The sequence below is a fragment of the Enterobacter cloacae complex sp. IR5450 genome (genome assembly GCF_049238665.1).
GTDB lineage: Bacteria > Pseudomonadota > Gammaproteobacteria > Enterobacterales > Enterobacteriaceae > Enterobacter > Enterobacter hormaechei_C.
The window spans coordinates 228,198-252,873 of sequence record NZ_JBMKIC010000002.1 but is presented as its reverse complement, the minus strand read 5'-3'; the positions used below and the strand labels follow the sequence as shown (position 1 = coordinate 252,873).

21 protein-coding genes and 1 tRNA gene are annotated in these 24,676 nt (G+C 56.5%); 10 read left to right on the top strand and 12 right to left on the bottom strand.

The annotated features are described in order from the left end of the window. Positions 1 to 20: 20 nt before the first annotated feature. The 4 genes from ada to mgtE all read left to right on the top strand — a co-directional run bounded on the left by ada (position 21) and on the right by mgtE (position 5,027). Complete coding sequence (gene ada, locus ACOTYB_RS03485) at positions 21 to 1,079, top strand: bifunctional DNA-binding transcriptional regulator/O6-methylguanine-DNA methyltransferase Ada (RefSeq protein WP_220153882.1); 1,059 nt, start codon at positions 21 to 23, stop codon at positions 1,077 to 1,079. Further along, the gene (gene alkB / locus ACOTYB_RS03480) at positions 1,079 to 1,729 is read left to right on the top strand and encodes a DNA oxidative demethylase AlkB (RefSeq protein ID WP_045343033.1); all 651 of its coding nucleotides are present in this window, start codon (positions 1,079 to 1,081) and stop codon (positions 1,727 to 1,729) included. Before ada ends, alkB begins: the two co-directional genes overlap by 1 nt. A 76-nt stretch (positions 1,730 to 1,805) precedes the next feature. Then, positions 1,806 to 3,449 (top strand): multidrug ABC transporter permease/ATP-binding protein, encoded by a 1,644-nt coding sequence (locus tag ACOTYB_RS03475; protein WP_003859392.1) that lies wholly within the window; start codon positions 1,806 to 1,808, stop codon positions 3,447 to 3,449. A gap of 141 nt (positions 3,450 to 3,590) precedes the next feature. Next, positions 3,591 to 5,027, top strand: coding sequence for a magnesium transporter (mgtE, locus tag ACOTYB_RS03470; RefSeq protein WP_003859390.1), 1,437 nt, complete (start codon positions 3,591 to 3,593; stop codon positions 5,025 to 5,027). On the opposite strand, the gene ACOTYB_RS03465 is transcribed toward mgtE, so the two are convergent. Next, entirely contained in the window at positions 4,990 to 6,285 is a 1,296-nt protein-coding gene (locus ACOTYB_RS03465) for a SulP family inorganic anion transporter (protein ID WP_126524829.1), read from the bottom strand. The two genes, mgtE and ACOTYB_RS03465, sit on opposite strands and share 38 nt — an antisense overlap. Positions 6,286 to 6,472: 187 nt before the next feature. On the opposite strand from ACOTYB_RS03465, the gene mqo reads away from it, so the two are divergent. Continuing rightward, on the top strand, positions 6,473 to 8,122 hold the full coding sequence (gene mqo, locus ACOTYB_RS03460) for a malate dehydrogenase (quinone) (RefSeq protein WP_058689096.1): 1,650 nt from the start codon (positions 6,473 to 6,475) through the stop codon (positions 8,120 to 8,122). Between the two features lie 135 nt (positions 8,123 to 8,257). Here the strand turns inward: mqo and eco are convergent, their stop codons facing one another. Further along, positions 8,258 to 8,767, bottom strand: coding sequence for a serine protease inhibitor ecotin (gene eco / locus ACOTYB_RS03455; RefSeq protein ID WP_063863634.1), 510 nt, complete (start codon positions 8,765 to 8,767; stop codon positions 8,258 to 8,260). A gap of 202 nt (positions 8,768 to 8,969) precedes the next feature. On the opposite strand from eco, the gene ACOTYB_RS03450 reads away from it, so the two are divergent. After that, positions 8,970 to 9,230 (top strand): DUF2534 family protein, encoded by a 261-nt coding sequence (locus ACOTYB_RS03450; RefSeq protein WP_006811332.1) that lies wholly within the window; start codon positions 8,970 to 8,972, stop codon positions 9,228 to 9,230. A gap of 66 nt (positions 9,231 to 9,296) precedes the next feature. On the opposite strand, the gene ACOTYB_RS03445 is transcribed toward ACOTYB_RS03450, so the two are convergent. From ACOTYB_RS03445 to ACOTYB_RS03435, 3 genes are all read right to left on the bottom strand, one after another. Further along, a tRNA-Pro gene (locus tag ACOTYB_RS03445) sits at positions 9,297 to 9,373 on the bottom strand. Between the two features lie 73 nt (positions 9,374 to 9,446). Beyond that, on the bottom strand, positions 9,447 to 11,207 hold the full coding sequence (gene yejM / locus ACOTYB_RS03440; protein ID WP_003859380.1) for an LPS biosynthesis-modulating metalloenzyme YejM: 1,761 nt from the start codon (positions 11,205 to 11,207) through the stop codon (positions 9,447 to 9,449). A 19-nt stretch (positions 11,208 to 11,226) separates the two neighbouring features. Then, positions 11,227 to 11,454 carry a YejL family protein gene (locus ACOTYB_RS03435; protein ID WP_001135586.1) on the bottom strand — a complete coding sequence of 76 codons (228 nt, stop codon included), beginning with the start codon at positions 11,452 to 11,454 and terminating at the stop codon, positions 11,227 to 11,229. Positions 11,455 to 11,588: 134 nt separating this feature from the next. Here ACOTYB_RS03435 and yejK point away from each other — a divergent pair, with 134 nt between their 5' ends. Beyond that, a complete protein-coding gene (gene yejK / locus ACOTYB_RS03430) occupies positions 11,589 to 12,596 on the top strand; it encodes a nucleoid-associated protein YejK (RefSeq protein WP_017383403.1) in 1,008 nt (335 codons plus the stop codon). Positions 12,597 to 12,647: 51 nt separating this feature from the next. Here the strand turns inward: yejK and rplY are convergent, their stop codons facing one another. Both rplY and ACOTYB_RS03420 read right to left on the bottom strand, forming a co-directional pair. Beyond that, positions 12,648 to 12,932 carry a 50S ribosomal protein L25 gene (rplY, locus tag ACOTYB_RS03425; RefSeq protein ID WP_003859376.1) on the bottom strand — a complete coding sequence of 95 codons (285 nt, stop codon included), beginning with the start codon at positions 12,930 to 12,932 and terminating at the stop codon, positions 12,648 to 12,650. A gap of 125 nt (positions 12,933 to 13,057) precedes the next feature. Next, positions 13,058 to 14,818 (bottom strand): DEAD/DEAH box helicase, encoded by a 1,761-nt coding sequence (locus ACOTYB_RS03420; RefSeq protein ID WP_045343038.1) that lies wholly within the window; start codon positions 14,816 to 14,818, stop codon positions 13,058 to 13,060. 151 nt (positions 14,819 to 14,969) lie between these two features. Here ACOTYB_RS03420 and rsuA point away from each other — a divergent pair, with 151 nt between their 5' ends. The 3 genes from rsuA (at position 14,970) to ACOTYB_RS03405 (ending at position 17,513) form a co-directional block, all read left to right on the top strand. After that, positions 14,970 to 15,677 (top strand): 16S rRNA pseudouridine(516) synthase RsuA, encoded by a 708-nt coding sequence (gene rsuA, locus ACOTYB_RS03415; protein WP_045896180.1) that lies wholly within the window; start codon positions 14,970 to 14,972, stop codon positions 15,675 to 15,677. A 15-nt stretch (positions 15,678 to 15,692) separates the two neighbouring features. After that, positions 15,693 to 16,892 (top strand): Bcr/CflA family multidrug efflux MFS transporter, encoded by a 1,200-nt coding sequence (locus ACOTYB_RS03410; protein ID WP_003859373.1) that lies wholly within the window; start codon positions 15,693 to 15,695, stop codon positions 16,890 to 16,892. A gap of 276 nt (positions 16,893 to 17,168) precedes the next feature. Next, the gene (locus ACOTYB_RS03405; protein ID WP_003859372.1) at positions 17,169 to 17,513 is read left to right on the top strand and encodes a YejG family protein; all 345 of its coding nucleotides are present in this window, start codon (positions 17,169 to 17,171) and stop codon (positions 17,511 to 17,513) included. Positions 17,514 to 17,516: 3 nt separating this feature from the next. Here the strand turns inward: ACOTYB_RS03405 and yejF are convergent, their stop codons facing one another. From yejF to ACOTYB_RS03380, 5 genes are all read right to left on the bottom strand, one after another. Beyond that, positions 17,517 to 19,106, bottom strand: coding sequence for a microcin C ABC transporter ATP-binding protein YejF (gene yejF / locus ACOTYB_RS03400; protein ID WP_421765747.1), 1,590 nt, complete (start codon positions 19,104 to 19,106; stop codon positions 17,517 to 17,519). A 1-nt stretch (position 19,107) separates the two neighbouring features. Then, a complete protein-coding gene (locus tag ACOTYB_RS03395; RefSeq protein WP_023314555.1) occupies positions 19,108 to 20,133 on the bottom strand; it encodes an ABC transporter permease in 1,026 nt (341 codons plus the stop codon). Further along, the gene (locus ACOTYB_RS03390; RefSeq protein WP_123060386.1) at positions 20,133 to 21,227 is read right to left on the bottom strand and encodes a microcin C ABC transporter permease YejB; all 1,095 of its coding nucleotides are present in this window, start codon (positions 21,225 to 21,227) and stop codon (positions 20,133 to 20,135) included. The genes ACOTYB_RS03395 and ACOTYB_RS03390 overlap by 1 nt, the downstream gene beginning before the upstream one ends. 9 nt (positions 21,228 to 21,236) lie before the next feature. Further along, a complete protein-coding gene (locus tag ACOTYB_RS03385; protein ID WP_220316991.1) occupies positions 21,237 to 23,042 on the bottom strand; it encodes an extracellular solute-binding protein in 1,806 nt (601 codons plus the stop codon). 75 nt (positions 23,043 to 23,117) lie between these two features. After that, complete coding sequence (locus ACOTYB_RS03380) at positions 23,118 to 24,671, bottom strand: cyclic di-GMP phosphodiesterase (RefSeq protein WP_003859366.1); 1,554 nt, start codon at positions 24,669 to 24,671, stop codon at positions 23,118 to 23,120. Between the last annotated feature and the right edge of the window lie 5 nt (positions 24,672 to 24,676).

The following is a 24,676-nucleotide window of genomic DNA, read 5'->3' as shown; positions in this document are numbered from 1 at the left end:
GCTTGTGAGAGGAGCCGATGATGAAAAACACAACCTATCTTACCGATGAGGATCGCTGGCAGGCCGTACTGGCCCGCGATCCGCGTGCGGATAACCAGTTTGTCTTTGCCGTGCAGACGACCGGCATTTATTGTCGTCCGTCCTGTCGCGCCCGCCACGCGCTGCGTAAAAATGTCTGCTTTTATCCTGATGCTCACCAGGCCGCGCAGGCGGGTTTCCGCCACTATAAGCGCTGTAGGCCGGACCAGGGCGACCCAATGGCACAGAAAAAGGCCAACATTGCGCTGGCCTGTCGACTGCTTGAACAGGATGCCTCGCTGAACCTGGAGGCACTGGCGCAGCAGGTTGCCATGAGTCCGTTCCATTTCCACCGCTTGTTTAAATCCGTCACCGGCATGACGCCGAAAGCATGGCAGCAGGCCGCGCGTGAACAACGCCTGCGCAGCCTGCTTGCACAGGGCGGTAAAATCACCGACGCCGTACTGGCCGCTGGCTTTCCGGACGGCAGCAGTTACTACCGTAAAGCCAACGGCGCGCTGGGCATGACGGCAAAACAGTACCGCAACGGAGAGGCTGCGGTCCGCTATGCCATCAGTGACTGCTCGCTGGGCCGCTGTCTGGTGGCGGAAAGCGAGCGCGGGATCTGCGCAATACTGCTGGGTGATGACGACGCCGGGCTGACGGCTGAGCTGCTGTCACTGTTTCCGCTTGCCGTCCGTGAACCGATGGAAGGCGCATTTGCCGGGCGTGTTCGTCAGGTGATTGCCTCTGTCGACAGCCGCGCGACGTCGCTGACGCTGCCGCTGGATATCCGGGGTACCGCCTTCCAGCAGCAGGTCTGGCAGGCGCTGCGGGCTATCCCCTGCGGTGAAACGGCAAGCTATCAGCAGGTGGCAAAGGCCATTGGTAAACCCAATGCCGTACGTGCCGTGGCGGGGGCCTGCGGTGCCAACAAACTGGCGATAGTCATCCCCTGTCACCGCGTGGTGCGTAACGACGGTGCGCTGTCGGGTTATCGCTGGGGCGCAGCGCGTAAGGTGCTATTGTTGAAACGTGAGGCGAACAACCCGGAGGAATAATGCTCGATCTTTTTGCTGATGCTGAACCCTGGCAGGAGTCGCTCGCGCCGGGGGCGACGATCCTGAGACGCTTCGCGCTTTCCCGCGCGGCGGCGCTGTTCGACGGCATTAAAGCCGTCACCACCCGTTCGCCGTTTCGCCATATGGTTACGCCAGGCGGGTATACCATGTCCGTGGCGATGACCAACTGCGGCGAACTGGGATGGGCGACGAATGAGCGGGGCTATGTATATGCCGCGTACGATCCGCTGACGGATCAGCCGTGGCCGCCGATGCCGGAGGCGTTTCAGGCGCTGTGTCATGATGCCGCCGTGGCGGCCGGCTATCCTGATTTTCGACCCGATGCCTGTCTTATTAACCGCTATGCAGTTGGGGCAAAGCTCTCCTTGCATCAGGATAAGGACGAGCCGGACCTGCGCGCGCCGATTGTCTCGGTATCCCTTGGGCTGCCCGCTGTCTTTCAGTTTGGCGGCCTGCGGCGCAACGACCCGCTCAAACGGCTGATGCTGGAGCATGGCGATGTGGTGGTCTGGGGCGGTGAATCACGGCTTTTTTATCACGGTATTCAGCCGCTTAAACCAGGCGATCACCCGGTGGCGGGGGCGTTTCGCTACAACCTCACGTTCCGCCAGGCAGCGTACAGAGAATAAAAATAAGAATTATTCTTGATGTGTGTGAAAGGCAGTTTACACTGCTGGCTGATTTTTCTTGTCCGGATTGCTCTGCATGCAACTACTTCTTCTTGTCTGGCGGCAGTATCGCTGGCCTTTTATCGCGGTGATGGCGTTAAGCCTTGCCAGCGCGGCGCTGGGGATCGGCCTGATTGCCTTCATTAACGTGCGTTTGATCGAAATGGTCGACACGTCACTCTCCGTCCTGCCGGAATTTCTGGGTTTACTGCTGCTGCTGATGGCAGTCACGCTCGGGTCACAGCTGGCGCTGACCGCGCTCGGCCACCACTTCGTTTTCCGTCTGCGCAGTGAGTTCATCAAACGGATCCTTGATACTCAAGTGGAGCGCATCGAACAGCTGGGAAGTGCTTCTCTGCTGGCGGGGCTGACCAGCGATGTGCGCGCCATTACCATCGCCTTTGTGCGCCTGCCGGAGCTGGTGCAGGGGATCATCCTGACCTTTGGCTCGGCAGCCTATCTCGCCTGGCTCTCCAGCAAAATGCTGGCGGTAACGGCGCTGTGGATTGTTATTACCATCTGGGGCGGGTTCCTGCTGGTATCACGCGTCTATAAGCACATGGCGGTGCTGCGCGAAACGGAAGACAAGCTCTATAACGATTACCAGACGGTGCTGGAAGGGCGCAAAGAGCTGACGCTGAACCGCGAGCGCGCCGAACATATCTTCAACCATCTCTATATCCCGGATGCGCACGAATATCGTCATCACATTATTCGCGCCGATACGTTCCACCTGAGCGCCGTGAACTGGTCCAACATCATGATGCTGGGCGCGATTGGCCTGGTGTTCTGGATGGCGAACAGCCTGGGGTGGGCGGATACCAACGTGGCGGCAACCTACTCCCTGACGCTGCTGTTTTTACGCACGCCGCTGCTGTCGGCCGTTGGCGCACTGCCGACGCTGCTGAGCGCACAGGTGGCCTTCAACAAGCTGAAGAAATTCGACCTTGCGCCGTTTAAGGCTGAGTTCCCGCGCCCGCAGGCCTTCCCGAACTGGCAAACGCTGGAGCTGCGTAACGTTACCTTCCGCTATCAGGATAACGCCTTCTCAGTGGGGCCGATCAACCTGACCATTCACCGCGGCGAACTCCTGTTCCTGATCGGCGGTAACGGCAGCGGCAAATCCACGCTGGCGATGCTGCTGACGGGCCTCTACCAGCCGCAGTCGGGTGAAATTTTGCTGGATGGTAAAGCGCTGAGCGCGGAGAAACCGGAGGACTACCGCAAGCTCTTCTCGGCGGTATTTACCGACGTCTGGCTGTTCGACCGGCTGCTGGGACCGGAAGGGCAGCAGGCGGATCCGGCGCTGGTGGAGAAGTGGCTTGCGCACCTGCAAATGTCGCACAAGCTGGAGCTTCAGGATGGCAAAATCCTGAATCTCAAGCTGTCGAAAGGGCAGAAGAAGCGCGTGGCGCTGCTGCTGGCGCTGGCCGAAGAGCGCGACATCATCCTTCTGGATGAGTGGGCCGCCGATCAGGACCCGCACTTCCGTCGCGAGTTTTATCAGGTCCTGCTGCCGCTGATGCAGGCGATGGGAAAAACCATTTTTGCCATCAGCCATGACGATCACTACTTCATTCACGCCGACCGTCTGCTGGAGATGCGCGACGGCAAGCTGAGCGAGCTGACCGGCGATGAGCGCGATGCGGCGTCACGGGACGCGGTGGCGCGTACGGCCTGATTGCAATTGTGCCGGGTGAACCCCGGCACACTAATTTTTTCATATATGCCGTTTTTTTCTCCATCCCGACCCGCCGTTTATTCTTATTTACATATCCCCGCGCTATGCTTAACGCCAACTCATTTAATGGATTTATGATTGATGTCGGTATTAAAGAAAAACAGCGCCAGGCAGCGTGACCAGGAGCGTGCGCGGCTCATCTGGCTCCTGACGACTGATAAAGCGGTCACGTCAACGTTATTGGGTAAGCTAACCCTGGCTGAGCAATATGATGTCGGCACGCTGGCCGACGATATTGCTGAGGTAGGTGCGCTGGTTGCACATTTACCACCTCCGGATCTGGCGGACACCCTGGAGGCATTGCCTTCCGAGGAGCGCCACGCCCTGTGGCGGCTGGTGCAGGATCACGAGCGTGGTCAGGTGCTGCTTGAAGCCTCGGAAAACGTCTGGGATGACCTTATCGATGAGATGAGCGACCGGGACATTCTTGACGCACTGCAAACGCTGGATATCGACGAGCAGATCTACCTTGTACAGCACCTTCCGCGAAACCTGACCGGACGCCTGCTGGCTTCCCTGCCTGCCGAAGAGCGGGCGCGCGTGCGTCAGGTGATGCACTACGAGAAAAACAGCGTCGGCGCGATCATGGAGTTTGGCGTCATCACCGTGCGTCCGGACGTCACCCTGGGGACGGTGCAGCGCTATCTTCGTCGCCTGGGCAGTATGCCGGACAACACCGATAAACTGTTCGTCACCTCGCGGGATAAAACCCTGCTCGGGGAGCTGGAGCTGAAAACGATCCTGCTGAACAGCGCCCAGCAGCGGGTGAGTGAGGTCATGGAAACCGAGCCGATGGTCTTCTCGCCGGAAGACGATGCCGAAAAAGCGGCGCGTACTTTCGAACGTGATGACCTGGTGAGCGCGGCGGTGGTGGATTCGGTGGGCAAGCTGATGGGGCGTCTGACCATCGATGAGATCGTTGACGTGGTCTATGAAGAGACCGATAACGACCTGCGTGCCCTTGGCGGGATCAGTGCCGAAGACGATGTTCATGCCTCCGTCGGCAAGGCCGTCAAAACCCGCTGGGCGTGGCTCGCCATCAATTTATGCACCGCGTTCGTGGCGTCCCGCGTTATTGACGGCTTCGAACATACCATTTCCCAGCTGGTGGCCCTGGCGTCGCTGATGCCGATTGTGGCGGGGATCGGCGGGAACACCGGCAACCAGACTATCACCATGATCGTTCGCGCCCTGGCGCTGGAAAACATTCAGCCGGGTAATTTTTCGTGGCTGATTTTCAGGGAGATGGGCGTCGCGCTGATTAACGGCCTGGTCTGGGGCGGCATCATGGGCGGCATTACCTGGTGGCTGTACGATGATATGGCGCTGGGCGGGGTCATGATGCTGGCGATGGTGCTGAACCTGCTGGTGGCGGCGATGATGGGCGTGATTATCCCATTGACGATGACCCGGCTGGGGCGCGACCCCGCGGTGGGGTCGAGCGTGATGATCACCGCCATTACCGATACCGGCGGTTTCTTTATTTTTCTTGGACTGGCGACGATTTTTCTTCTCTAGCCAGTGCTTTTTGCTTAAGTCGGGCAGGGAGGATGAACATCATCACAATCCCGCCCAGCACGCCAATCGCCAGGTTGCCGGTGTAAACCGTTGCCACAACCGTCACCAGCATCACGACGGTTTCAACCACCGGCGCGTTTTTCAGCGTTCCGGGCTGAACGCTATGCCAGCTAAAGGTCTTGACGGCCACAATGGCCATAATACCCGCCAGTACCGCCATCGGGATTTTGGCCATCACCTCGCTGAGCGCCGTAACCAGCACCAGCAGTACGATACCCGCCGCAAGGGTGGAGATACGGCTTCTGCCTTTCCCCATCTCCACGTTTACGATGGTCTGCCCAATCATCGCGCAGCCCGCAATGCCACCGTAGAACCCGGCCATAATATTCCCCACGCCCAGACCGATGCTCTCGCGGCGCTTACTGGAGGGGGTAGCGGTCAGCTCGTCCACCAGTTTTGCCGTCAACAAGGATTCCAGCAGGCCAACGAAAGCGATACTTAGCGCGCACGGCCAGATGATGCTCAGGGTTTCCAGATTGAGCGGCACCAGCAGTTGCGTAAAGCCCGGCAAACCGCCGCCCATGGAACCTTCATCCCCTACCGTCGGCAGGATTTGCCCGCTGGTGACGGTGAACAAAGTCAGCAGCACAATGGCAATCAGCGGGGAGGGCACGCTTTTGATATAGCGTGGCACCCAGAGCACAATCAGCAGCGTCAGCACGAACAGGCCCACAATCAGCGGGCTTCGGCTCCAGAAATGGGGCACCTGGGCAAAGAAAATCAAAATGCCAAGGGCGTTAACAAACCCGGTCATCACCGACTGGGGAATAAAGCGCATCAGCCGCGCCATACCCAGCGCGCCGAACAGGATCTGAATCACGCCTGCCATCACCACCGCGGGCAGAATGTACTGTACGCCGTGTTGATGGACCATCGGCCCAATCACCAGCGCGACGGAACCTGCCGCCGCCGTCACCATGGCCGGACGCCCGCCGAGCAGGGAAAGGGCGAAACAGAGCACCACGGAGGCGATAAGGCTCACTTTTGGATCCACGCCCGCGACCACGGAAAACGAAATCACTTCCGGGATCAGCGCCAGCGCGGTAATCACACCGGCCAGGGTTTCGCGCATCAGACGGTGAGGCGAACGTAAAACAGTGGCGACATGGCCTTCTTGAGGTACAGACGAGTGGGGTAATGACATAACAATTCGCTGGTAGGGGCAGGCTTCCGTGCGCGCGATCACAAAGTGCAGCATGATAGCCAGGAAAATCGTCGGGTGCCAGCCTGTCTGCCAAATCCCTACAAACAATCCATCATTAAATTTCACAATTACAATAATTTCGTAACCTTTAAACAATATTTAAAAGTTGCTACCGTGCCACCGCAGCGTGTTTCACCTGTAATTTCCACGCATCAAGCACTATTCAACTAAGGCATAAATGATGAAAAAAATGACTGCCGTGCTCTTTTCTCTGGCCGTGGGGCTGAACGCCGTCTCGATGGCGGCGAAGGCTGACGCACCAAAAGAGCAGGAAACGGATGTCCTTTTAATTGGTGGCGGCATCATGAGCGCCACGCTGGGAACGTATCTTCAGGAATTGGAGCCGAACTGGTCCATGACCATGGTCGAGCGCCTCGATGGCGTGGCACAGGAAAGCTCTAACGGCTGGAACAACGCCGGGACGGGGCACTCGGCACTCATGGAACTGAACTATACGCCGCAGAAAAAGGACGGTTCCATTAGTATCGAGAAGGCGGTAGAGATCAACGAAGCGTTCCAGATCTCACGTCAGTTCTGGTCTCACCAGGTGAACAGCGGTGTGTTGCACAATCCGCACTCCTTCATCAACACCGTACCGCACATGAGCTTTGTGTGGGGCGATCAAAACGTCAACTTCCTGCGCGCGCGCTACGCTGCCCTGCAACAGAGCACGCTTTTCCGCGGGATGAAATACTCTGAAGATCACGCTCAAATCAAAGAGTGGGCGCCGCTGGTCATGGAAGGCCGCGATCCGAACCAGAAAGTAGCGGCGACCCGCACTGAAATTGGTACTGACGTTAACTACGGTGAAATCACCCGTCAGCTGGTGTCCTCTCTGAAGAAAAAAGAGAACTTTAACCTGCAACTCAGCTCCGAAGTGCGTGGTTTCAAGCGCAACGCGGATAACAGCTGGAGCGTGACCGTTGCCGATCTGAAAAACAACGAAGCCGAGCATGTGATTAAGGCGAAGTTCGTGTTTATCGGTGCGGGCGGCGCGGCGCTGAAACTGTTGCAGGAGTCCGGTATTCCGGAAGCGGACGACTACGCGGGCTTCCCGGTCGGCGGCCAGTTCCTGGTGTCGGAAAACCCGGAAGTGGTTAACCGTCATCTGGCTAAAGTGTACGGTCAGGCCTCTGTGGGCGCACCACCGATGTCCGTTCCGCATATCGACACCCGCATGCTGGACGGTAAGCGCGTTGTGCTGTTCGGGCCGTTTGCCACATTCTCCACCAAATTCCTGAAAAACGGTTCCCTGTGGGATCTGCTGAGCGCGACCACGACGTCAAACGTCAAGCCAATGATGGACGTGGGGCTGGATAACTTCGATCTGGTGAAATACCTGATTAGCCAGGTGATGCTCTCTGATGAAGAACGCTTCGAGGCGCTGAAAGAGTACTATCCGCAGGCGAAGAAAGAAGACTGGCGTCTGTGGCAGGCGGGTCAGCGCGTGCAGATTATCAAACGCGATCCGAAAGAGGGCGGCGTGCTGCGTCTGGGCACCGAAGTGGTAAGCGATAAGGATGGCACCATTGCCGCGCTGCTGGGGGCATCTCCGGGGGCGTCTACCGCTGCGCCAATCATGCTGCACCTGATGGAAAAAGTGTTTAAGGACAAAGTATCCAGCCCGGAATGGCAGGCGAAGCTGAAAACCATTATTCCATCCTACGGTACGAAGCTGAACGGTAACGTTGAAGCCACGGAACAAGAGCTGGAATACACCAGCCGCGTTCTGCAACTGCAATACGTCAAACCGCAGGCTGCGGATGCTGCGCCACAGGCAGAGCTGAAGCCTCAGGCGGAAAGCAAGCCGGTAGCGGATATCGCGCTGTAAGGTAAACGCAAAACGGTAACATCCGTTACCGTTTTTAGAGTTTTCTCCCTCTCCCCGGTGGGAGAGGGTTGGGGTGAGGGCATCAGAACGCACCCTTTCCAGGTCGGGTAAGCGTGAGCGCCACCCGACTTATTTTTAACGAACTACCGCTTGTCCTACCGTCTCATCCGCCTTCCATACGCGATATTTCACTTCCACGTTTTCCGGCGTGTATACGACGATCGGCAGCTTGCTGTTATAGCGCAGCAGACTGTTATCACCCAGATACGCGGTAATAAATTTCTTCTCTTTCTTGCCGTCCGGGCACGCCATCATGGTGGAGACTGGCGAGGTTACTTTGTCGAAGACATAGTAGTCATAGCCCCAGCCTTCCAGCGTTTTGCTTTCCAGCTGGCCGCCCAGACGATGCTGGTTGCAGTCCACTTCCAGCGTCTGGCCGATTAACAGCTCAACTTTGAAATTTGCTTCATCCTGCTGAGCCGGGAGCTGAATAACCTGGCGCTTCATCCCTTTGTCCGCTTGCGGATATGGAGCAACTTTTTCCAGCGGCTGCTCTTTCTGGGTTTCGCTGGCGAAAGCACTGCTGCTGGCGCACGCAGCGGCGATGAGGGCGATGGCAAATTTAGGTGCGTTTTTCACTGTCATTCCTTTTTGTTAAAACGATCCTGGAAAGACTAACATAATATACGTGAATGGTTGGCGTAATTTACTCACATTTTCATTTTAAACGGAGTAATACACTGCTTTTGTGTTCTTTTATTGGTGTTTAATGCTGTGGTGGAGTCGGTGCGGCGATCGTGTTATTTTACGCGTTAATTATTGTTATTTATCTGTAAAGGGAGGAGAGATGGTACGGGAAAAACTGAAGACACCTGAAGGCCGCAAGTTCCTGCTGGCGTTACTGGTTGTGTTTATGATTGCTGCTGCATGCGTGGGGCGAGCAACCATTGTCGGTGTGATTGAGCAGTACAACATCCCGCTCTCTGCGTGGACAACCAGCATGTTTGTCCTGCAATCGGCGATGATCTTTGTTTACAGCCTGGTGTTCACCGTGCTGCTGGCGATTCCGCTGGGGATTTTCTTTCTCGGTGGGCGTGAAAAACACTAAGCATTGCGCATGCGGAGACAGGCAATAAAAAACCAGCCATAAGCGGCTGGTTTTTTTGTGTAGTTTTGGTCGGCACGAGAGGATTTGAACCTCCGACCCCCGACACCCCATGACGGTGCGCTACCAGGCTGCGCTACGTGCCGACGCATAAAAGGAATACTACTCTATTCCTTTTTGAATGCAAGGGGCAAGCAACGCTAACTGATTCATAAATAATCAGTTAGCGATAAAGCGCTTCTCGTCTGTCAGCACCTGCAACAGCAAACTGAGCTGCGGTTTCTGGTCTTTCAGCTTCTCACCTTCGAGGCTATACGTCTGGTAATTGCCGTTGCTGTTCAACACCAGGGACAACGTCGGTGTGGTCACCACCAGCGTGTTTCCGCCAGCAGCCGTGACCCAGTTATGACGCCGCGTGGCGCTAAAGAGGTCTTGGCCCTGCGAGTACTCAATTGCCGGTGTGCTGACGTGCAGCAGCCGCTGCATTAACGTGGTCATGACGTCTTTATGGTCGGTCAGCATGTTGATGCGCTGCGCGGGAGTGCCCGGCCAGTGGATCACCAGGGGAACATGCAGGTTCGGACGCGACCACTCCATGCCCTTCGCCTCGTCGCCGAGCGGCACGCCATGCCCCGCCGTGATAATCACGACCGTATTATCCAGCTTGCCCGCGTCGCGCAGGGCGGTCAGCACGCGGCCGATCTGCGCATCAACATCGCCCGCCGCACGGCTATAGCGGCGCGCGAAGCCTTTCTGATTGCTGTCATCAAGCGTTGTGCCGTTAAACGCAACCCAGGAGAACCAGCGGTTATCTTCCTGCGCATAGCGCTTCAGCCAGTCTATCCACTGGTCAGCGGTCCGATCGTCAGACTGGCTCTGCGCGGCGGGCAGTGAGAAATCAGACAGCAGCGCCTGGCGGTACAGCGAGCTGTTGAAACCATCAGAGGCGAACAGCCCCAGCTGGTAGCCCTGCTGATTAAGCCCGGTAATCAATGCCGCCGGAATACGGGCCGACAGCACGCCGTCCATATAGCTCGGTGAAATGCCATAGAACAGGCCGAAAATACCCGCGTCGGTCGAATTACCTGAGCTCATATGCTGAGTGAATACGATGTTGTTCTCAGCGAATTCAGCCAGCGCTGGCATCTGCTTCTCATAGCGGGAATAGTTCAGGCCATCGACGGTAATCAGCAGCACGTTCTGACCGCGCCCCATGTCGCGATATTTCAGATCGCTCAGGGGATACTGCACGCTGACCGCTTCCGGATTACCCTGTTCGACCAGACGACGCTGATACTCCTGCGCGTCCAGCAGGCCGTGTTTTTCGAGGAAACGACGCGCCGTCATCGGATAGGAGAGCGGCAGGTTTGCGCGCTGCATGGTAATCGGGCGGTAGAAGTTCGCATCTGCCCAGATATACATCAGGTGCGAACCGATAAATGAGGCGAAAAAGAGCGCCGCGACGGGCTTCGCATAATGGCGGCGTCGGGTCAGACTGCGGAGTTTTTGCCAGCTCCACGTGGCGAACAGCATTTCGATCAGCAGGATAATCGGCACGCTGATAAACATCAGCTGCCAGTCGCGCGCGGTCTCGTTCTGATCCGGGTTAATCACCAGCTCCCAGACGACAGGATTCAGGTGCAGGTGGAATCGGGTAAAGACTTCGCTGTCGATCAGCAACAGCGTCATGCCCGCCGTTGCAAGAATGGCAGACAGGAAGCGCATCAGCCGCTGCGACATGACGATAAACGTCAGTGGGAACAGGATCAGCAGATAGGTGGCGAAGACCAGAAAGCTAAAGTGACCCACAAGGCTCATCCACGAGTAGACGCGCCCGGTTAATGTGGTTGGCCAGTCCGCCACAAACAGATAACGGCAGCCGAGCACCATCGCCAACAGAATGTTGAACAGGGCAAACCAGTGCCCCCAGCTGACCATCTGGGAGACTTTTTCACGGTAGCGCTGACGATTCGTCACCATAAACTGTTGTTCGTTTCCCTTAGTGTGCCTGGTCGTCGCTAACGGAGGACTGCAAAGCCTGGGCGAAAGATTTGGCGATCGCCTGACGCTGAGCCGGAGCAACGCTGGTATTGATCAGGTTGGTAACCATATTTCCCAAAACCATCAGGGAGAGATCGGTTGGCGTTTTATGTTTTTCCAGTACGTTGACCAGCTCACTGAGCAGTTGTTCAACGTGTTCGTCACTGTAGCGGGAATGTTGTGGCATAAATCAAAATCAGTTTGTTGGGAGAAGGGCGACATATTACCGTAGCAACAGCTTTTTTTCCCCTTTTTTATCTTCTGTTGCACACATGCGTTGGTGGTGGTTGAATACCGCCCGGTCTAAAAGGAGAGTTTATCATGAGTCTGGAAATCAACCAGATTGCCTTGCACCAGCTTATCAAGCGTGATGAGCAAACCCTTGAAGTGGTGCTGCGCGATTCGTTACTGGAACCAACGCCTACCGTTGTCGAGATGATGGCGGAGTTGCATCGCGTCTACAGCGCGAAAAATAAAGCCTATGGCTTGTTCAGCGAAGAGAGCGAACTGGCGGATAGCCTGCGCCTGCAACGTCAGGGCGAAGAGGATTTCCTGGCATTCAGCCGCGCTGCTACTGGCCGTCTGCGTGACGAACTGGCGAAATATCCCTTCGCCGATGGCGGTATCGTCCTGTTCTGCCACTACCGCTATCTGGCGGTAGAGTATCTCCTGGTCACCGTGCTGAATAACTTAAGCAGCATGCGCGTGAACGAGCAGCTGGATATCAGCTCAACGCACTACCTGGATATCAACCATGCGGATATTGTGGCGCGTATCGATTTAACCGAATGGGAAACCAACCCGGAATCGACGCGCTACCTGACCTTCCTTAAAGGTCGCGTGGGCCGCAAAGTGGCCGATTTCTTTATGGACTTCCTCGGTGCCAGCGAAGGGCTGAATGCCAAAGCGCAGAACAAAGGTCTCCTCCAGGCGGTGGATGACTTTACGGCTGAGGCGCAGCTTGATAAATCTGAGCGTCAAAACGTGCGTCAGCAGGTTTACAGCTACTGCAACGAGCAGTTACAGGCCGGGGAAGAGATTGAGCTGGAGTCGCTGTCCAAAGAGCTGGCAGGCGTCAGCGAAGTCAGCTTCCAGGAATTTACCGCGGAAAAAGGCTATGAGCTGGAAGAGAGCTTCCCGGCGGATCGCAGTACGCTGCGTCAGCTGACGAAATTTGCCGGTAGCGGCGGTGGGTTAACCATTAACTTTGATGCCATGCTGCTCGGGGAACGTATCTTCTGGGACCCGGCCACCGACACGCTGACCATTAAAGGCACGCCGCCGAATCTGCGCGACCAGCTTCAGCGTCGCACCTCAGGCGGTAAGTAACAGCCATAAAAAAACCCCGCAAACGCGGGGTTTTTCTCGACAGGTTTGCGATTACGCGCGAACGAAGTCGATGTGAGTCAGTTTTGGCTTGAACGCGTGACGCTGAACAGCCTGAACTTTCACTTTTTCTTCTTTACCGCCAACAACGATGGTCAGAACTTCGCTGTAGAACTCAGCTTTGGTCTGCATGTTCCATACTTTGTCGTGATCCAGTTCAATAGCAACTGGAGCAGCTTCGCCACCGTAAACGATAGCCGGGAACTTGTTTGCGGTACGCAGGCGGCGGCTCGCACCCTTACCCTGCACGTTACGTACTTCTGCTTCGATAGTGAACATTGATTTCTCTCTGTATTTAAAACCCTACTACAGGCGACCCAGCAGCAGGTGAGTGTTCTGCCTCACGGATGTGAAGCGGGCGGCATTTTATACTCAAATGGCTCGCACATCAACGAAAAGTCCCGTTAACCGCGCAATTCGTTTGCCCGGCGAAAGCGTCCTTCATAGTCAAAGACCTTCTCACGTACCTGCCAGAACTGCCCTTTTTTGCGGGCGACAACAAAATCAGGATGCCGCAGCAACGCCTGCTGGCGCACGATATCGGCAACGGTTAGCCAGCGCAGCGGTACGCCAGGCGTGCGGGTATGCGGGCGGATAAAGAGCTGCTCGAACGCGGTGCGCTGGGCGGACGTCTGGACCCGGAACCGCTCGCTGACGTCTGCGCCATCCTCGTCGTAATAGGTGATTTTTAGCCACTCGCCTTTTTCATCCGCGCCGGGTTGTAAGGCCATGCCGGAACAGCGCAGCACCAGCGCATCCTTTAGTTTCAGCGCTGCTTTCAGCATGTCGTCCGGGTCGACCAGGACCGTGTCGCACTCCCGACAGCGGCGGGCGGCAATGTCGTTTTCAGCGTTGCACTGCGGGCAGTTTTTGAAGCGGAAGCGGAAATCACACTGTTCGCGATGGCCTTCATCGTCTTCAAACCAGCCCTGACAGCGGCGGCCAAAATGTTCAATCAGCGTGCCGTCGGCGGTGGTTTTCCCCCAGAAGGTGTTGGCAAACCCGCAGGCAGGGCAAAAAACCTGAACGGGAACGTTGTCGCTCTTGCCTTTTGGCGTGCCTACTTCTGGCGAATAGAGATCGTGCGGGTTACCGGCGTAATCAAGGAGCAGACATTCGGTTTTGCCCGGCGCCAGACGCAGCCCGCGGCCAACAATCTGCTGATACAGGCTGACGGATTCCGTCGGGCGAAGAATCGCAATCAGGTCGACGTGCGGGGCGTCAAAGCCGGTGGTTAGTACGGAGACATTCACCAGATAGCGGAACCGCTGAGCTTTGAAGTCCTCGATCAGGCTGTCGCGCTCCGGGCCGGGGGTTTCACCGGTAATTAACGCCGCGTCGTCGGCGGGCAGCAGCCCCGTAATTTCGCGCGCGTGTTCGACAGTGGCAGCAAAAATCATCACCCCTTTGCGCGTTTGTGCGAACTCTTCAATCTGGCTGATGATATGGGGCGTGATCCGCTTCTGTTTTTTCAGCTCATGGTTAAGATCTGCCTCGCTGAACAGCCCGTTGCTCTGCGCCTGTAAGCGGCTGAAATCGTACTGAACGACGGGCATATCCAGCCGCTCCGGCGGCGTCAGGTAGCCGTGCTTGATCATGTAGCGCAGCGGAAGCTCATAGATACAGTCGCGGAACAGGGCCTTTTCATCGCCACGCACCATGCCGTGATAATGAAACTGATAAATCCAGCCCTTGCCCAGACGAAACGGCGTGGCGGTGAGGCCAAGCAGACGGAGGTGAGGATTCACCTTTTTCAGATGAGTGAGGATTTGCTGATACTGGCTGTCGTCGTCATCGCTGATGCGGTGACACTCATCGACAATCAGCAGGGAAAACTCGCTGCGAAACAGTTCCAGGTTGCGCGCGACGGACTGTACGCTACCAAACACCACTTTTCCGTGGCTCTCTTTGCGCTTCAGTCCGGCGGCAAAAATGTCGGCCTCCAGGCCGAGCGCGCAATATTTGGCGTGGTTTTGCGCCACCAGCTCTTTGACGTGCGCCAGCACCAGCACGCGTCCGCGGGCCAGGCGCGCCAGTTCGGCAATCACCAGACTTTTACCGGCTCCGGTCGGGAGTACGATGGCGGCGGGCTCCCGATGCTTGCGAAACCAGGCGAGGGTGGCATCAACGGCTTCCTGCTGATAGGGGCGTAATGTGAACGTCATGGCTTCTCTATTCAGTTAACTCGCATATAGTATGCCACGAAACTTTTTCCCTGGAGTGGCGCAACCAGACCATTATACTGAACTGTTTCTGACTGCTTCTTTTTCGGACGCGTAGTCCGACTTCCAGCACCATTAAGGCTAAAAAGATTTCATGCGACTTGATAAGTTTATCGCTCAGCAACTCGGCGTAAGCCGCGCTATTGCCGGGCGTGAAATTCGCGCCAGCCGCGTAACCGTGGACGGCGACATTGTGAAAGATAGCGCTTTTAAACTCCAGCCTGAGCACCAGGTGGAGTATGACGGCAACCCGCTGACCCAGCAGAATGGCCCGCGCTACTTCATGCTCAACAAACCGGAAGGTTACGTCTGTTCAACGGACGATCCGGATCACCCGACGGTGCTCTACTTCCTCGACGAACCTGTGGCGCACAAGCTGCATGCGGCAGGGCGACTGGATATTGATACCACCGGCCTGGTGCTGATGACCGATGACGGCCAGTGGTCGCATCGCATCACCTCCCCGCGCCATCACTGTGAGAAAACCTATCGGGTGACGCTTGAGTCTCCGGTCTCGGATGACACGGCAGAGCAGTTCGCAAAAGGCGTTCAGCTGCATAATGAAAAAGATCTGACCAAACCGGCGGTGCTGGAAATCATCACTCCAACCGACGTGCGCCTGACCATCAGTGAAGGCCGCTATCACCAGGTGAAACGGATGTTTGCCGCCGTGGGCAACCACGTTGTGGGGCTGCATCGTGAACGTATCGGCGCGATTGCACTCGATCCAGACCTGGCGCCAGGGGAATATCGCCCGCTGACGGAAGAAGAGATTGCCAGCGTCGGGCTGCCTTCACGCTAAATTCAGGAGAACTCTGTGACCACCAGGCCACACTCGTCGTTTAAAATTGTATTTATCCTTGGCCTGCTGGCCATGCTGATGCCGCTGTCTATCGATATGTATCTGCCCGCGCTGCCGGTGATTTCCGCGCAGTTTGGCGTACCGGCAGGCAGCGCGCAGATGACGCTCAGCACCTACATTCTTGGTTTTGCCCTCGGTCAGCTCTTTTATGGCCCAATGGCCGACAGCCTGGGGCGTAAACCCGTTATTCTGGGGGGGACATTGATATTTGCCGCGGCGGCGGTGGCCTGCGCGCTGGCGCAGAGTATCGATCAGCTGATTGTGATGCGTTTCTTCCATGGCCTGGCGGCGGCTGCGGCAAGCGTGGTAATTAACGCGCTGATGCGCGACGTCTACCCGAAGGAAGAGTTCTCACGCATGATGTCGTTCGTCATGCTGGTCACGACAATTGCGCCGCTGGTCGCCCCCATGGTGGGCGGGGCGGTGCTGGTTTGGTTCAGCTGGCATGCGATTTTCTGGATCCTGGCGATTGCCGCGCTGCTGGCCTCGGTGATGATCTTCGTCTTTATCGATGAAACGCTGCCGGTCGAGCGACGTCAGAAGTTCCACGTTCGCACCACGCTTGGCAACTTTGCCTCGCTGTTTCGCCATAAGCGTGTGCTCAGTTATATGCTTGCCAGCGGCTTCAGCTTTGCCGGAATGTTCTCGTTCCTGAGTGCGGGGCCGTTTGTGTACATCGAACTGAACCATGTGTCACCCCAGCATTTTGGTTACTACTTCGCGCTGAATATTGTGTTCCTGTTTGTGATGACCATTATCAACAGCCGCTTTGTCCGGCGGGTTGGGGCGCTGAATATGTTCCGCGCCGGGCTGTGGATCCAGTTCGTGATGGCTATCTGGCTGGTATTGAGCGCGTTGCTGGGCGTCGGTTTCTGGGCGCTGGTGGTGGGCGTGGCGGCGTTTGTCGGCTGCGTGTCGATGGTTTCATCCAACGCGATGGCGGTGATCCTCGACGAATTCCCGCATATGGCGGGTACCGCCTCGTCGCTGGCAGGAACGTTCCGTTTCGGGATTGGCGCGATAGTCGGGGCGCTGCTCTCGACGGCGACGTTTAATACCGCCTGGCCGATGCTGTGGGCGATTGCCCTCTGCGCGACCTGCTCCATTCTTTTTTATCTTTACGCCAGCCGGCCGCGAAAGACGGCGCATAAATGACCACTTAAGGCCCGATACGGGCCTTTTTGTTGACCCATATCAACCAACCCTACGTTCGTTTACCCTGTGTTTGTTTCTTTTATGTAAAATCTATTTATGTAAAAAGTCACATCATTGTATTTAAAAAGGTTGAGTTAGATCGCAGAAACGGGTACATATAGCGCCGACGCGAGCCTGCAACGCCTATAAAATCCGCTAAATAGTGCAGGTTGTCGATGATGTGTTACTATAAATGTAAATAAATTGTGAAGTAAATTTGCTTCCGGGGATCTGAACGTGAATACATTACAACTCTCCATTGTCCATCGCTTGCCCCAGAGCTATCGCTGGTCGACGGGTTTTGCAGGTTCGAAAGTTGAACCGATTCCGCAAAGCGTTGCCGGGGAGGATAATTGCCTGGTGGCGCTCAAACTGCTCAGCCCGAGCGATGAAAATGCGTGGCCGGTTATGGAACGTCTCAGCCAGGCGCTGACGGACATCGAAGTGGACAGCTCCGTGCTGGAATGCGAAGGTGAGCCGTGCCTGTTTGTTAACAGCCAGGATGAGTTTGCCGCCACCTGTCGTCTGAAAAACTTCGGCGTGGCCATTGCCGAGCCGTTCTCCGGTCAATACCCTTTCTGAGTGCTAGTCAGCGGACAATAGCTGGCGCGTGTAATCCTGCGTCGGCGCGGTGAATACGCGCTGGCACTCTCCCTGCACCACGACTTCTCCCTGCCGCAATACCACCACCTGATGGCAAAGCGCACGCACCACCTGTAAATCGTGGCTGATAAAGATATAGGCCAGCCGATGCTTTTCCTGTAGCCCCTTCAGCAGCGCCAGAATTTGCGCCTGCACGGTGCGGTCCAGGGAAGAGGTTGGCTCGTCCAGCACGATCAGCTCCGGTTTCAGGATCAGCGCGCGGGCAATCGCTATACGCTGGCGCTGTCCGCCAGAAAACTCAGCCGGATACCGGTGCCGGGTCTCGGGATCTAAACCCACTTCCTCCATCACCCGCTTCACGTCGATTTCACGCTGTTGCGCCGTCATTGTCGGCTGGTGGACGCGCAGGCCCTCTTCAATAATCTGTAATACGCTCAGGCGCGGGTTAAGCGAAGAGTTTGGATCCTGAAATACCACCTGCATCCGCGGGCGGACAGGAAGCATCATCCGGCGATTCAGGTTTTGCAGCGGCATGCCGTCAAAGACAATGCTTCCCTGAGAGGCGATCAGGCGCAGCAGCGCCAGGCCGGTGGTGCTTTTGCCCGAGCCGGATTCGCCCACAAGCCCAAGCGACTCACCCGGACGCAGAGCGAAACTCATGTCTTTCAGGACATGATTGTGATCGACCACGCGACGGAGAATGCCTTTGCGGATCGGGAATGACACCGACAGCCCCTCAACGCTCAGCAACGGCGCGCAGTCAGCGTTAAGCGGAACCGGGTCGCCAGCGGGTTCGCTATCGAGCAGGCGCTGTGTATACGGGTGCTGAGGCGCGCTCAGCAGGGCGGATGCCCGGTTCTGTTCCACGCAGCGGCCGTTTTGCATCACGGCCACCGTGTCAGCAAGCTTTTTCACGATGCTCAGGTTGTGCGTAATGAACAACAGGCTCATGTTCAGCTCGTCGCGAAGCTCGCGCAGCAGTTGCAGAATTTGCGCCTGCACCGTGACGTCCAGCGCGGTGGTGGGTTCATCGGCAATCAGCAGTTCGGGGCGTGTGAGCAGGGCCATTGCGATCATCACGCGCTGGCGCTCGCCGCCGGAAAGCTGGTGCGGGAAATCGTTCAGCCGTTTCGCCGCATGACGAATACCGGTGCGTTCAAGGCAGTCCAGAATTTCACCCCGCGCTGCCTCTTTACGCATTCCCCGATGAAGGGACAGCACTTCATAGAGCTGTTTTTCCAGCGTATGCAGAGGGTTGAGCGACACCATCGGCTCCTGAAAAATCATGGCGATGTTATTGCCACGAATGCCGCGCAGGGTTTGCTCGTCAGCGTTCAGCAGCGATTGTCCATGGAACAGAATATCCCCCTGCGGATAGCTGACCGGCGGGGAGGGGAGCAGGCGCAGCACCGAAAGTGCCGAGACGCTTTTACCGGAACCGGATTCCCCGACCAGCGCCAGCGTCTCTCCGCGCTGGATCTGCAACGATAAATCCGTCACTACCGTGCGTGATTCGCCCTGCTTTGAAAACGCAATCGACAGGTTTTCTATGCTCAGAAGAGGCCGGGGCATGTCATACCGCCTTGTTGGGATCGAAGGCATCGCGCACGGCTTCGCCAATAAAAATCAGCAGGGAAAGCAGCACCGCCACGGAGAGGAATGCGGTGATGCCCAGCCAGGGGGCCTGGAGATTGTTTTTGCCCTGCAACAGCAGTTCGCCAAGGGACGGTGAGCCCAGTGGCAAACCGAAACCAAGAAAATCAAGCGACGTCAGGGTGGTAATGGAGCTGCACAAAATAAACGGCAGGAAGGTGAGGGTCGCCACCACCGCATTGGGAAGCATGTGGCGGAAGATAATTGCGCGATCGCTCACGCCTAACGCTTGCGCGGCGCGAATATAGTCGTAATTCCGCGTGCGCAGAAACTCCGCGCGCACCACGCCGACCAGCGCCATCCAGCCGAACAGGACGGTGATCCCGAGCAGCCACCAGAAGCCAGGCTGTACCACACTGGACAGCAGGATAATCAGAAACAGCGTTGGCATACCGGACCAGACTTCAATCACGCGCTGTCCCCATAAATCTATTTTACCCCCGTAATAGCCTTGCACGGCGCCCGCCACAACGCCCATTACGCTGCTAAAGAGCGTCAGCATCAGCCCAAACAGGAGCGAGATGCGGGTGCCATAGAGGATACGCGCCAGCACATCGCCGCCGTTGGCGTCCGTTCCCAGCCAGTTTTGCGCGGAAGGCGGCGAAGGGAAGGGGGTAGACGTGGCGAAGTTAATACTGTTCGCGCCAAAACGAATCGGTGCCCAGATAGCCCAGCCGTGCTGCGCTATCTGCTCACGTAACCAGGGATCCTGGTACTCGGCTGGCGTCGCAAATGGGCCGCCAAAATCGCTTTCGCTATAGGTAGTAAGCACCGGTACATACCAGCGGTCTTTGAAATGCACCAGCAGGGGTTTATCGTTGGCAATCAGTTCCGAACACATACTTAAAGCGAACAGGACGGCGAAGATCCACAGCGACCAGTAGCCGCGACGGTTGTGGCGAAAGCGCGCCCAGCGGGCCTGATTGACGGGGCTTAAACGCGACATCAGCGGCCCTCAAAATCGATACGGGGATCGACCAGCGTATAGCTGATATCGCTGATGATGTTCAGCAGCAGGCCGATCAGGGTGAAAATGTAGAGTGTGCCAAACATCACCGGATAATCACGGGAGACGGTGGCCTCATAGCCCAGCAGCCCTAATCCGTTGAGCGAGAACATCACTTCTATCAGCAACGAGCCGGTAAAAAACATACTGATGAACGTGGCGGGGAAACCTGCAATCACCAGCAGCATGGCGTTACGAAAAACGTGCTTCCACATGATCTGCTTTTCACCGACGCCTTTGGCGCGCGCGGTGACGACGTACTGTTTGCGGATCTCATCAAGAAAGGCGTTTTTGGTCAGCATCGTAAGCGCCGCAAAACCGCCGATGACCGTCGCCAGCACCGGCAGCGTGATGTGCCAGAAGTAATCGGTGATTTTCTGATACCACGGCAGCGTGCTGAAATCCGCGGAGACCAGCCCGCGCAGCGGGAAGAGGTCGGAATAACTGCCGCCTGCGAAAAACACAATCAACAGCACGGCAAACAGAAACGCCGGAATAGCGTAGCCGATGATAATAAACGTACTGCTCCAGATATCGAAACGGCTACCGTTGTAGACCGCTTTCCTTATCCCCAGCGGAATGGAGACCAGATAAATAATCAGCGTCCCCCACAGTCCGAGCGTGATGGAAACCGGCAGGCTTTGTTTGATCAGGGTTAACACCGAGGCGCTGCGAAACAGGCTGTCGCCAAAATCGAAACGGACATAATCCCATAGCATCCTGAAATAGCGCTCGTGCAGCGGCTTGTCAAAACCATAGCGATGGGTGATCTCGGCGATCACCTCCGGATCCAGACCCCGACCGCCCCGGTAGTGGCTTTCGCTGATGTTGCCCACGCCCGTCCGGGCATGGCTGGCCCCCATTCCTTCGCCGCCGCCGCCCGGCATGCCGCCAGCGTGACCAAATTCTATTGCCGCAATCGCCTGGTCCACCGGACCGCCGGGGGCGATCTGGACGATAAAAAAGTTAATGGTAATGATGGCCCACAGCGTCGGGATCACTAACAGCAGCCGGCGGATAAGATAAGCGCCCATCGTCACTCCTTAACGCCGCTCTGCGGGCAATTTTACGGCTTTATTCACGTCATACCACCAGGCGTCAAAGCCGAGGGTGTAAACCGGGCGAACGGCAGGCAGGGAGAATTTATCCCAGCGGGCCACGCGATCTTCGCCCATATACCACATCGGCAGCATGTAATAGTTCCAGGTTAATACCCGATCGAGCGCGCGGCCAAGCGGCAGAAGCTTGTTCTTATCGCCCTGAGCGGCCACAATTTTTGCAATCAGCGCATCAATCACCGGGCTCTTTACGCCCGGGGCGTTGTAGGAGGAGTCGATATACCCCGATGCCCAGGAGATTTGCAGATCTGAACTCGGCCACGGCTGGGCGGCCCACAGGGTCTGCATCATATCGTAATCGCGACTGCGCTTGCGGTTAGTCAACTGGGCCATATCGACCTGGCGGATATTCATAGTGACGCCAAGCCGGGCAAGGTTCTTCTTAAACGGCAGCACCCACTGATCGTTTGCGCCAGAGGCAATCAGCAGTTCGAAGCTGAGCGGTTTACCGGTTTGCGCATTAACCCGTTGCCGATTTTTCAGCACCCAGCCAGCGTCATCCAGCAGGCTGCTGGCTTTCAGCAGGTTGTCCCGGTCGAACCCGTTTCCGTCGGATTTGGGCGGTTCAAATATGCGGGTGAACACCTCCGGCGGTAGCTCCGCTTTCAATGGCGCCAGCAAAACCAGCTCGTCCGCGTGGGGATAATCACGGGCGGCATATTCAGTATTCTGGAAATAGCTGTTCGCCCGGCTGTAGGCTCCGTAAAACAGCGCTTTGTTCATCCATTCGAAATCAAACGCCAGAGTAATGGCTTCACGCACCCGACGATCGGAAAAAACCGGGCGCTGAATATTAAACGCCAGCCAGCGCGTGTCCTGCGCGGATTCGTTTTTGTGTTCGTCTTTAACGATATAGCCTTTCGCGAAATTTTTTCCGATATAGCGGGTCGCCCAGTTTTTGGCGCTGTTCTCGACACGTAAATCAAATGCGCCTGCCTTAAATGCCTCGAAGGCCACGTTATCATCCAGGTAGTAGTCGTAGCGGATTGTATCGAAGTTCCAGCGGCCCCGGTTTACCGGCAGCGTGGCTGCCCAGTAATCTTTCACACGGGAATAGATCACATACTGGCCCATTCGCCAGTCGGTAATGCGATACGGCCCTCCGGCCAGCGGCGGGGTAGAGAGGGGATCGCTCAGCTTATGGTTTTTCCAGAAGGATTCGGGCATGACGGGCAGGGAGAACAGGCTCAGCATATTCTCTTTGTTCGCCTCAGGGAGTTCGATTCGCACGGTCAGCGGGGCGATGGCTTTCACCGTGGTGCCCTTGTACACCAGACGAAACTGCGGCACGCCTTCGGTCATAAATTTATGAAAGGTGAACGCCACGTCGCGGGCGCTAACCGGCGTACCGTCGTGAAAACGCGCCCGCGGATTAATCGCGATTTCTGCCCAGCTGAAATCTTCGGCGTAACGTACGTTCTCGGCGACCAGGGGATAATAGCTGCCGGGCTCGTCGTCGGAGGTGACGAACAGCGTGTCATAGAGGGATTCGGTACGCGCTGCCGCTACGCCGCGCAGGGCAAAGCGGTTAAAGTTGTCAAATGTTCCCGTGGCGGAAAGCGTCACGTTTCCGCCTTTCGGGGCGGCTGGGTTGACGTAATCGTAGTGGTTAAAGTTAACCGCGTACTTCGGCTCGCCAATGACGGCAAAGGCCGTGCTCTCTTTGATGGTCTGCGCCTGGCTCGACAGGCTCACCAGCGCCAACAGCGTCAACACAACGCGCATAATCATAGTGCGGCGGATCCCTTTGTTCACAGACAGGCTCGGTTGAACAGAATAATAAGGGACAGCGCCGTGATTGTGAAATTATTCCCCGAGCGTGATATCGGGTTGCCACGTCCTGAACTGCTCCAGCGGCATCGGGCGGCCAATCCAGTAGCCCTGAAGATAGTTTACGCCATGCTCGCGCAGCCACGCCGCCTGCTCGGGCGTTTCAACACCCTCGGCGACGGTTATCATATTCAGACGTTCTGCCAGCGTCAGCACCGCGTCAAGCACTGGCGAGGTGACGGTTTCAGTCCCGATGGCATTCACGAAGCCACGGTCAATTTTCAGGTAATCCATCGTGAAGCGTTCCAGATAGATCAGCGCGCTGTGGCCAGTGCCAAAATCATCGATGGCGATTTCAAAACCTTCATTGTGCAGCCATTCGAACAGCTGATTTGCCTCGCGGTGGTTAATCATGTCGCGCTCGGTTATTTCCAGCACAATCTGGAAGTGATCGGGCGGAAGGGCGGCGAGAAACGCGCGCATATCCTCTTTAAAGCTTTCCGCATGCAGATGCCCGGGCGCGATGTTGATCCCAAACTTGGCCCCAGGCGGGAGCACCGTTTGCAGGACAGGGGCATCGCGGATAATCAGGTCAAAAAGATGCAGCGTCAGCGGGACAATCAGCTTCTGCGCTTCAGCGAAGTTAATAAAGGCATCCGGTGGAATTTCGCCCATCACCGGATGCTTCCAGCGCATCAGGACTTCCAGCCCGGTCATTCTGAGCGACTGCGCATCCACGACGGGTTGATAGACCACGTAAAACTGGTCGTGCTTGATGGCCGTGAGGATCTCTTTCCCCGGATTGAGACGGATAGTAAGAATATAGAAATTCAACAGGCCCGCCGCGATACCGCAGACCAGGCCGAAAAACACCGCGTAGAGCAGTTCATCGGTTGTCCAGGCTTGCGCATAAACGTTAACGGTCAATGGAATATTTTTCAGCGTGGCGCTACGGGCAGGGACGTCAGGCAAATCCCGCGCCTGGATCAGCATTCCGGACTGTGTAGATAACGCGGAATCGCCAATGACGATCGATATCCCGGCAAATTCATCCTGACGTGACGTATAGAGAAGATAAGGCGACAGGTTGAGGTTGACGGACGTAAACACGCCGCCGTCTTTCACCAGCGGATTGCGATACCAGATGGCGATCGCGGGCTTATCCGGCAGCATTGGCGTGCCCGGCAGGAGCGCGATATCAACAGGTTTGCTGATATGTAGCTGAGGGATAAGCTTTTCCATCGGGGTATTCATCGGGCCTGTTGCCGAGGAGCAGAAGGCCTGTTTATCCCTGACCAGCAAAAAGGCGCGCACGTTGATGCTAAAGGCCGCCCGGGAGGTCAGGGCGGCACTCACTTCCTCGCAGCTGTTCAGCGTGAGTGGCTGGAGCGTATCAATCGACATTTTGAGCTCATCGAAATAGCTCTCCATGTAAACGCTTAAATCGGTAATGAGAGTATCGAATCTGACGTCTCGCTTGTGATAACTCCAGTAAAACTGTAATGCTCCCAGAAGCAGGGCAGTGAATAACCCTGTAAGGAAACTGATAAACAGTATCTTGCGGTTGCTGGAGAAGTAGCGGGTTAACATAGATG